8 protein-coding genes and 1 pseudogene are annotated in these 7,673 nt (G+C 68.3%); 3 read left to right on the top strand and 6 right to left on the bottom strand.

Translation table 11 applies throughout. The annotated features are described in order from the left end of the window. A pseudogene (locus HMPREF0591_RS12460) lies at positions 1-237 on the bottom strand (DUF1772 domain-containing protein); the annotation flags it as partial. 99 nt (positions 238-336) lie between these two features. Here HMPREF0591_RS12460 and HMPREF0591_RS12455 point away from each other — a divergent pair. Further along, positions 337-927 (top strand): TetR/AcrR family transcriptional regulator, encoded by a 591-nt coding sequence (locus HMPREF0591_RS12455; protein WP_007168914.1) that lies wholly within the window; start codon positions 337-339, stop codon positions 925-927. Between the two features lie 171 nt (positions 928-1,098). Continuing rightward, the gene (locus tag HMPREF0591_RS12450; protein WP_007168913.1) at positions 1,099-1,464 is read left to right on the top strand and encodes a PAS domain S-box protein; all 366 of its coding nucleotides are present in this window, start codon (positions 1,099-1,101) and stop codon (positions 1,462-1,464) included. Here HMPREF0591_RS12450 and HMPREF0591_RS12445 read toward each other — a convergent pair. The 5 genes from HMPREF0591_RS12445 to HMPREF0591_RS32335 form a co-directional block, all read right to left on the bottom strand. Further along, positions 1,461-2,504 carry a polysaccharide deacetylase family protein gene (locus HMPREF0591_RS12445; RefSeq protein ID WP_007168912.1) on the bottom strand — a complete coding sequence of 348 codons (1,044 nt, stop codon included), beginning with the start codon at positions 2,502-2,504 and terminating at the stop codon, positions 1,461-1,463. The two genes, HMPREF0591_RS12450 and HMPREF0591_RS12445, sit on opposite strands and share 4 nt — an antisense overlap. 13 nt (positions 2,505-2,517) lie before the next feature. Further along, positions 2,518-4,515, bottom strand: coding sequence for a hypothetical protein (locus tag HMPREF0591_RS12440; RefSeq protein WP_007168911.1), 1,998 nt, complete (start codon positions 4,513-4,515; stop codon positions 2,518-2,520). Positions 4,516-4,621: 106 nt separating this feature from the next. Next, a complete protein-coding gene (locus HMPREF0591_RS12435) occupies positions 4,622-5,323 on the bottom strand; it encodes a TetR/AcrR family transcriptional regulator (protein ID WP_007168910.1) in 702 nt (233 codons plus the stop codon). Between the two features lie 124 nt (positions 5,324-5,447). Beyond that, the gene (locus HMPREF0591_RS12430) at positions 5,448-6,125 is read right to left on the bottom strand and encodes a TetR/AcrR family transcriptional regulator (protein WP_040622415.1); all 678 of its coding nucleotides are present in this window, start codon (positions 6,123-6,125) and stop codon (positions 5,448-5,450) included. 13 nt (positions 6,126-6,138) lie between these two features. Further along, entirely contained in the window at positions 6,139-6,288 is a 150-nt protein-coding gene (locus tag HMPREF0591_RS32335) for a hypothetical protein (protein WP_157137502.1), read from the bottom strand. A 472-nt stretch (positions 6,289-6,760) separates the two neighbouring features. Here HMPREF0591_RS32335 and HMPREF0591_RS12425 point away from each other — a divergent pair. Next, positions 6,761-7,673 (top strand): PPE family protein (locus tag HMPREF0591_RS12425; RefSeq protein ID WP_007168908.1); only part of this gene is annotated, 913 nt, incomplete at its 3' end.

The raw sequence follows: 7,673 nt of genomic DNA, 5'->3' as shown, positions 1-7,673 counted from the left end.
CCAGCGGCCGGACGCCGCGGCGAGCGCCGCGCTCGTCGCGGCCGCCGCCAGGCCGATCACCCCGGGCACCGGCATCCTGCGGTCTCCGAAGCGATGGATGTTGCCCGTCGTCGCCAGCAGGGCCCGATCGTCGATGCGGGCCAGCGCGGGCCGCAGCACCGTCGCGCAGAACACGTCGGTGCCGTAGACCACGCCGGTGCCCAGCACCGCGATCACCGCGAACAGCATTACGACCATGCCGCACCTCCCGCCTCGATAAGTGTTAGCAACGCTAACCCCGAACGCGTTGGGTGTCAATAGCGCCGCTATCTTTCGTATCGGCGCTAGAATTGCTCGATGGCAATCGAGGATCGCCGGGCGCGGGAACGGGCGGCGCGTCGCCGGCTCATCACCGCTACGGCGCGCAAGCTGGCCGAGGAGGAGGGCTGGGACGCGGTAACCACCCGCCGGCTGTCCGCCGAGATCGAATACAGCCAACCGGTCCTCTACAAACATTTCTCGGGCATGGAAGACATCGCCGCGTCGGTCGCCGTCGAGGGATTCGCCGAACTCGCGGACGCGCTGGCCACCGCCCGCGGGGGTGCCACCGGCGGGCGGGACGCCTTGACGCGGGTCGCCCACGCGTTCATCGGTTTCGCCCGGGACAATCCCGCGCTCTTCGATGCGATGTTCACGCGCGCGACCACGCTCGAATTCGCCGCGGCCGACACGCCGGCCGAGCTGACGGCGGCCTTTGCCGAACTGCGGGCAGCGGTCGCCATGGTCGCGGGGCCGCGGGACCCCGACACGCTGACCGAGGTGGTGTGGGCCGCCCTGCACGGCCTGGTCACCCTCGACCGCAGCGCCCGGCTACGCCCGGACCATCACGCCGCCCGCCTCGACATCCTGATCGACGGGTTCTGCGGCGCCGGCACACCGCCGGCGTGAGGGCGTCCGCGGCGAGCAAACACCGTCCCGGAGCCGGAACGGAGGAGAGAAACAAGACGATCCGCCACTCCGGGCGGGCGCATCTGCGCGAAGATCTCGTGTATAGCCTATGTTATGCGCCATAATCGGCCGGTGGAGCGACGACGCAACCGGCAGCACGGGGACTCACCGATGACGACCTTGAAGCAACTGCCGGCGTTGGTGGTGCTGGAGCGGATCCCGATTCCGGTGCTGGCGATCGAGAAGGATGGGCGCATCCTGTTTTCCAACGCGGCGTTCGCCGAGATGATGGGGTACACGCCGGAAGAGGTGTTGTCGCTGCGGTTCGAGCAGATCTTCCATCAGGCGCCCGCCTCCTCCGACTCGTTGTTATCGGTGGTTCATTCCCTGGCGAACATGGTCGTCGAACTGGCGCACAAGGACGGTTCGGTGGTGCGGGCCCTGATGAGCAAGTCGGCGGCGATGCGGGCCGACGATCAGTTCGTCCTCGCGGTCTTCCAGGACCTGACCGAGCAGTTGTGGCAGGACGACCGCTAGCCGCGGCGAAGCAGGCCGGGGCGCGGCAGGCCGCCGGAGACCATCAACCGGAAGTGGCCGAACGACGCGTCGCCGGCCACCGCCAGGCGCGGCAGCGCCAGCGGGTCGCAGCGCCGATCGGCGAAGCCCGCCGAGGTGGATAACGCCCAGCGGATGCCGCGGTCGCGCAGCACATCCTTGGCCCGGGTGTCGAAGTCCTGTGGCCGGCCATTGGGGTAGGCGAAAATCCTCGGCGCACAGCCACTCTCACGTTCGACCGCCGTGCAGGACGCAGTGATCTCCCGCTCCACCTTGCCGTCGTCGCAACGGGCGAGGATGGCGTGGGTCACCGAGTGCGGATGCAGCGTCACCAAGCCGTCGGCGGCCAATGCCCGCGCCTCGTCCCAGGAGAGCATCCGGAATGGGCCGCCGTCGCCGTCGTCGCGGTAGCCCAGTGCGCCGAGGACCTTGTCCAGCAGCGCCAGTCGCTCCGCGTCGGGCAGGTCCTTCATCGCCTCGACCGCCGCGGCGTAGGCCTTGCCCCGGTTGGCGGCGCCGCCGAGCGGGCGAGTGCCCAGCCCCAAAGCGGCCAGGTCGACCTCGGCCGCGGTGGTGCGGGCGATGGCGAGCCAAAGCCGGTCGGGCCACAGGGTCTCCCCGGTGCCCATCGGGCCGGTCGCCAGGAACACCGCCGCGGGCAGCCCCAGCTCACGCAGCACCGGGACCGCGTGGGTGGCCAGGTTGCGGGTGCCGTCGTCGAACGTGATCGCCACGGCACGGGGCGGCAGGGTCCCCCGGGCGAGGCGATCGAGGGCCTCCTCGAGCGGAAGCACGTTGAAATGTCGACGGACATAGTGCATTTGGCGGCGATACAGGGCTAAGGGCAGCACGTGCCGGCAGGCCGGCGACGGCGGCCGGTCCTCCACCCCGTGAAACATCAGGATGGCAAGCGCGTCGCGGTGTCGCCGCCGGGTGATCGCCGGGACCCCGGCGGCGCAGAGCAGTGCGGCCGCGACGTTCTTGACGGCCGCGCGCGTCACCGGACCGCTGCCCCGGGACATCCAGCGCCGAACGCTAGCGGCGCCGCCACGATTCGCGCCTGGTGCGCCACACGATCACCCCGGCGCCGACGACGGCCACGGCGACCCAGCCCGCGCCGAACCACCACAGCCAGCCGAGATCCGAGTGGCCCGGCGACCCCGCGGCCGGACCGGTCGCCGGCGGGTGCTCGACGGTCACCGGCTCCTGTCCCCCGGGCGCGGACACCACCGCGACGCCTTTGAGGCGTTGCCAGCGCTTGTTGTCGCTGTTGAGCCAACGAAGCAGTTCGTCGAGCTGTCCGGGCGCCCCGTTGGACGTCGCCACCAACAATGACCGCCCGCGGTTGAAAACCGTTTGCAGAGAGGAGAATCGGAGTCCCGGGTCCAGCGTCAGCCTGGCCGGCTTGCCGTCGGATTCGACTGCATTGACGGTGATGGGCCCGCTGGGCCCCGCCGACACCGGGAGCGCGACATTCGAGTGGTTCCAGCCGTCGGCGGCGATCACTATCGCGGGGTCCGACGAGTCGATCGCCTGCTGCACGCTGGTGACCGTGGTGAACAGCGGCACGGAGCTGATCCGCTGCAGGCCCACCACCAGATTGATCGCCCGCACAGTGTCGCTCAGCGAGTGCGGCTCGATGCCCACCTGCACCCGGGGCATCAACGACTGCGGCACCGATTGAAAGCCGTCCGGCACCGGCGGCACGGCGGGGCTGCTCTGAATCGTGCTGTCGCCGTTGATGTTCAAGGTGAGGAGCTGGTTCCCCGGGCCGACGGTGTAGAAGTCGCCGCAATGTCCGACGTTGGCCGCGACGTCCATGACCAGATCGAGGCTGGTGTAGCGCTGCAGGAGTCGATCCGGCACGTCGACCCACCGGTCGACGGTGCCGTGCCCGTCCGTCGGCCAATGGTCGATGGTCTCCGGGCCGACGTTCACGGTGATCTGACCGCCGATGTTCCCCGGCGTCGGGGTGTAGGACCCCTGCAGGTGCACGCGCAGGTCGTGCACGGGCCTACCGAACTTGGTCTGGTCCAGTCCGATCGACACGCGCGGCTGCAGCGACGTGGCGTTGACGACGGGCTGGCCCAATTCGCGCAACGTGGCGGTGTCGCCGAGCTGTTGAGGTTTGGGCTTCAACTGTTCCACCGCCGCCTTGGACGACAACGCCAGCTGCGACACGTCGTTGAACAGCACGGCCGTGTTCGATTCGTCGGACTGGCCGAGCGGCCCCGACATCAGCAGCCAGGGCACGCCGGCGGCGCCCTGCAGGGAGAGCCCGTTGTCGGGACCCTCTTTGACGACGATCTGACGTTCCAGCGATTGCGGCGGCGTCGGGGGCGCATTCTGCCCTTCGGGCAACGGGATAACGGCTATCTCCGGTGACTGCCTGCCGTAGTGGGAGGCCGCGGAGGCGGCCAGCTGAATCGCCGTGTCGGACTCGTTCGGGGACGGCGACTGCGGCAGGAAGATGGACAGCTTGCGCAGCACCGGCGGCAGGAAGTGGGCGACCGTGGTCGGTGGCAGTTCGACCCCGGTGTAGGTGATCGACCCGTTGGTCAGGCGCAGCGGGCTCTCCGGGTAGAGGCAGTATCCGTCCAACGGCACCAGGTAGGAACGCAACGTCACCGACAGCCAGTTGTCGTTGACTTCCGCGCCGGCCAGCGGGATGACGATCGGCGCCTGGTCGGCGGTGGGCAGGGTCAGGCGCGCGAGGGTGCGCTCGCCCTGCGTCACGGTGAGCAAGCCGGACCGCAGATTGATGGGCAGTTCGACGGTGGCGTTCAGGGCCGTCGGTGTCAGCCCGTGCAGAACCGGCACCGTCAATTGCTGGCTGCTCGTCAAGCCCCAGAACTCGAGCATCGGAGCCGACCCAATGTCGGTCAGCGACAGGGTCGGCGAGTCCGCCGCCGTCACCGGGTCGCCGGGCGCGGCCGGCGCTGCCGGGGCGCTCATCACCAAAAATCCGGCCACAGCGGCCAGCGCAACCACTTTGCCCAGGCGTTTCGGGTACATCACCGGAACAGTATGCATTGTCGAGTGCGCGTCGAGCCCCAGTTACCGAATCACCGTCTCGACGACGGTGAAACAGGGTGTGGCACATCCGGCCCGGACTTCGCCCGCGTGGAGCCCCGACCGATCAGGGCTCCCCGTCGGCGTCCGCCTGGGGGGCGACGGCCGGGGCGTGTCGCATTACCTCGCGACCGAGGAATTGCCGGAAGTATGGGAGCGACGCCTCCGTGACGGTGCCGGGCAGCAGGAGTTCCAAGATCTGACGCAGCCGCCCGGTGATGTCCACGGGACCGCCGGCGCCCGGAGCGTGGCGTGCTATCGCGTTGGATACCAACCGCGTTCCGAACATCGCTCCGACCAGGAACTCGGACAGTGCATCGGGGTCCACGTCGTTGCGGATGTCCCCCTCACGGATCGCTCGCCGGGCCTGGTCGGCGATCATCGCCGCCAGGTCCGCGTAAAACCGCGCGGCGGACTCGTTCAATCCGCTTAAGGCAGAGGCCAATTGCTCAGCGGTCCGAACCATCCTGTCGGAGTTGAGCACTTCGACGATGGTGAAGGCGCCGTGCAGCATGTTCTCCAGCCCGGGCGACGACGACCCGCACACGTTGCGGAACGCGGTGAGAAGCGCGTCGGAGCCTTCCTGGAGAATGTCGGACGCCAGCGAATCCTTCGAATCGAAGTGGTGATACAGGGCTCCCTTGGTCATCCCCGTGCGCTCGATGATCGCGCCCCACCCGGCGGCGGCATACCCGACTTCGCCGAACACCTCGATCGCGGCGTCGAGGATCTTGCGCCGAGTGGCTTCGGATCGGACCTGGCGCGGCATTGTCCCTGCACCTCCGGAGTCATGACGGATGCGCTGAGCCGCTTTTCTGCCTCACATCGACCGCCGAGACGTCAAAGATAGCAGCCGCCGGCCCGGCGGGCGGGCCGTCCTCACACCCGGTTCGTTACGGCGAATCCTCGTCGGTCGAGCTGGCGTTGACGGCGAGCGCCGCACGCCGCCTTAGGAATTGGCGGAAGTACTCGGTCCGGTCCGCTTGCAGGATCCCACCCAGGATGATCAACCAGGATTTCTCCAGGTCGAGGAGGAACCGTTCCGGATCGTCCAGGTTGCTGGTCTTGCGCAGCCCCATGTGCAGGGACACCATCAGGCGTCCCACGTCTGCCGGATCGCAGCCCTCGTCGATGTCGCCCTGAGCGATGGCCTGCCCCACGACCCCCGACAGCGCTTCCACCCATCCGCCCAGCAGCGTGTCCTGCAGACCGGCCGGCTTGCCGACCGACTCGACCAGGTTCAGGCCGGCCCGCACCGAATCCGTCTTGATGTCTTGCACGGCGATCAGGTATGAGAAGTCGATCAGGGTCTCCAGGCCCGAAAGCCCTCTGGTCAGCAGGTCGCCCACCGCGACGGTCGCCGCGGCGATCTGCTTGTCGATCAACTCCACCGCCAGGGCGTGCTTCGACTTGAAGTGGAAATACATCGCGCCTTTGGTCAGCTGAGCCTCGGCGAGAATGTCGTCGAGACCGACCTCGTGGTAGGGCCGGCGCGCGAATTGATGCGAGGCGGCCCGCAGGATCTGTCGCCGCGTCGCGTCGGCGCGGCCATCGCCCGAATGGGTCGTCATCGGAGTCGCCCGCTCAGCTCTCGGCGCCCCGGGCGCGGGCCGTCTGCGAAGGCGCGAGGCGGGCGGGGACGTGGGGCCCTGCGACGTCGGCGTGGACAGCACGAGCGATCTCCTTGGGGTTCGCGAGCCGGACCTGGTCGATCGCCGTCGGGTTGATGAGCACGGGATCCACCTCGGTTCTGCGATCTAGAGCAACACCGACCGGCCACCCCCGGGCAGTACTTAGGCCATACCCGAGATTAGCAGCCGCAGGCACCCGACTTGACGGTCCTGCAAATACTTGTCGTCCAGATCACAGTATCTTTGCAAACTATTGGTATGTTTTGTACGCTATTATCACATTGTCAGTTTGTAGTTCGGGGCGGCTCGAACGCCGAGTTCGGGCAGTTGAACAGCCAATACGTCGAATTCGGGCCACTTGCAGCGCGTTAGGAGAACCACATGCCGGTCGTGACCATGGGCCCACGCGCACTGGCAGCGCCAGCAGGTAGATCGCTCGACAAGGGACCAAGTGCCTTCCCGTCCGCAGGCGAAATACTCTTCGGCAGCGCATCTGGCTCATTGCATACTTTAAGTATGTTTAGCCGCGAAGTGTCGACACTCCGGTACGTCTCAGCTGGTGTCCGGGGCCTGACGTGATCGACTTTGGCGCGTTCCCCCCGGAGTTCAACTCTGCGCGGATGTACGCCGGTCCGGGTCCGCTCTCGCTGGTGGCCGCCGCGGTGGCCTGGGACGGTCTGGCCGCCGAATTGCACACCGCGGCAGCCTGTTACCGGTCGGTGATCGCGGGGCTGACGACCGGCCGCTGGCTGGGTCCTTCGTCGTTGACCATGGCCTCCGCGTTCGCTCCGTACATGGCCTGGACCGCCGGCGCGGCCGCACGGGCCGCCGAGGCGGCCGGTCAGGCGAGACTCGCCGTGGAGATCTACGAGGCCGCCTTCGCGATGACCGTTCCCCCGCCGGCCGTCGCCGCGAACCGGGTCCAGCTCGCGACGCTGATCGCCACCAACTTCTTCGGCCAGAATTCGGCGGCCATCGCGGCCACCGAGGCCGAATACGGCGAGATGTGGGCCCAGGACGCCGCGGCGATGTACGAGTACGCCGCCGGTTCGGCGGCCGCCTGCGAGGTGACCCCCTTCAGCCCCCCGCCGAACGTCACCGACCCGGCGGGTGTGGCCAGCCAGAGCAGCGCCGTTGCGCAGGCCGAAACCTTGACGGCGACGCATTCTTCCCTCTCGAACGTGGTGTCCACGGTGCCCAATGCCCTGCACGGGCTTTCGTCGCCGATGACCGCCGGCACGGCCACCCTGACCGACGTCGGGGGCACCACCGCCGGCACCGTCACCGACTCCGCCACTTCGTCGCTCATGTCGAGCCTCGTGTCCAGCGTCCCGAGCTCCATTCCCACCTACTTCATGGCCGCGGCGACGCCGTTGTACGGGATGTCCTCCATCCTCGGCATGGCTCAAACCGGTCAGGGCTTGGCGAACGGCGCGATGGCGGCCGCGAACGCCGCGGGAGCAGCCGCCTCGGGGGCCGCGAACGCGG

The sequence above is a fragment of the Mycobacterium parascrofulaceum ATCC BAA-614 genome (assembly GCF_000164135.1).
Taxonomy (GTDB): domain Bacteria; phylum Actinomycetota; class Actinomycetes; order Mycobacteriales; family Mycobacteriaceae; genus Mycobacterium; species Mycobacterium parascrofulaceum.
The sequence above is the reverse complement of the archived record's forward strand: the minus strand, read 5'-3'. Positions and strand labels throughout refer to the sequence as shown.

Excerpts from the sequence above, each read along its gene's own strand:
- HMPREF0591_RS12455 (WP_007168914.1), top strand. The coding sequence starts at position 337 with ATGGCAATCGAGGATCGCCGGGCGCGGGAACGGGCGGCGCGTCGCCGG.
- HMPREF0591_RS12450 (WP_007168913.1), top strand. The coding sequence starts at position 1,099 with ATGACGACCTTGAAGCAACTGCCGGCGTTGGTGGTGCTGGAGCGGATC.
- HMPREF0591_RS12445 (WP_007168912.1), bottom strand. The coding sequence starts at position 2,504 with ATGTCCCGGGGCAGCGGTCCGGTGACGCGCGCGGCCGTCAAGAACGTC.
- HMPREF0591_RS12440 (WP_007168911.1), bottom strand. The coding sequence starts at position 4,515 with ATGCATACTGTTCCGGTGATGTACCCGAAACGCCTGGGCAAAGTGGTT.
- HMPREF0591_RS12435 (WP_007168910.1), bottom strand. The coding sequence starts at position 5,323 with ATGCCGCGCCAGGTCCGATCCGAAGCCACTCGGCGCAAGATCCTCGAC.
- HMPREF0591_RS12430 (WP_040622415.1), bottom strand. The coding sequence starts at position 6,125 with ATGACGACCCATTCGGGCGATGGCCGCGCCGACGCGACGCGGCGACAG.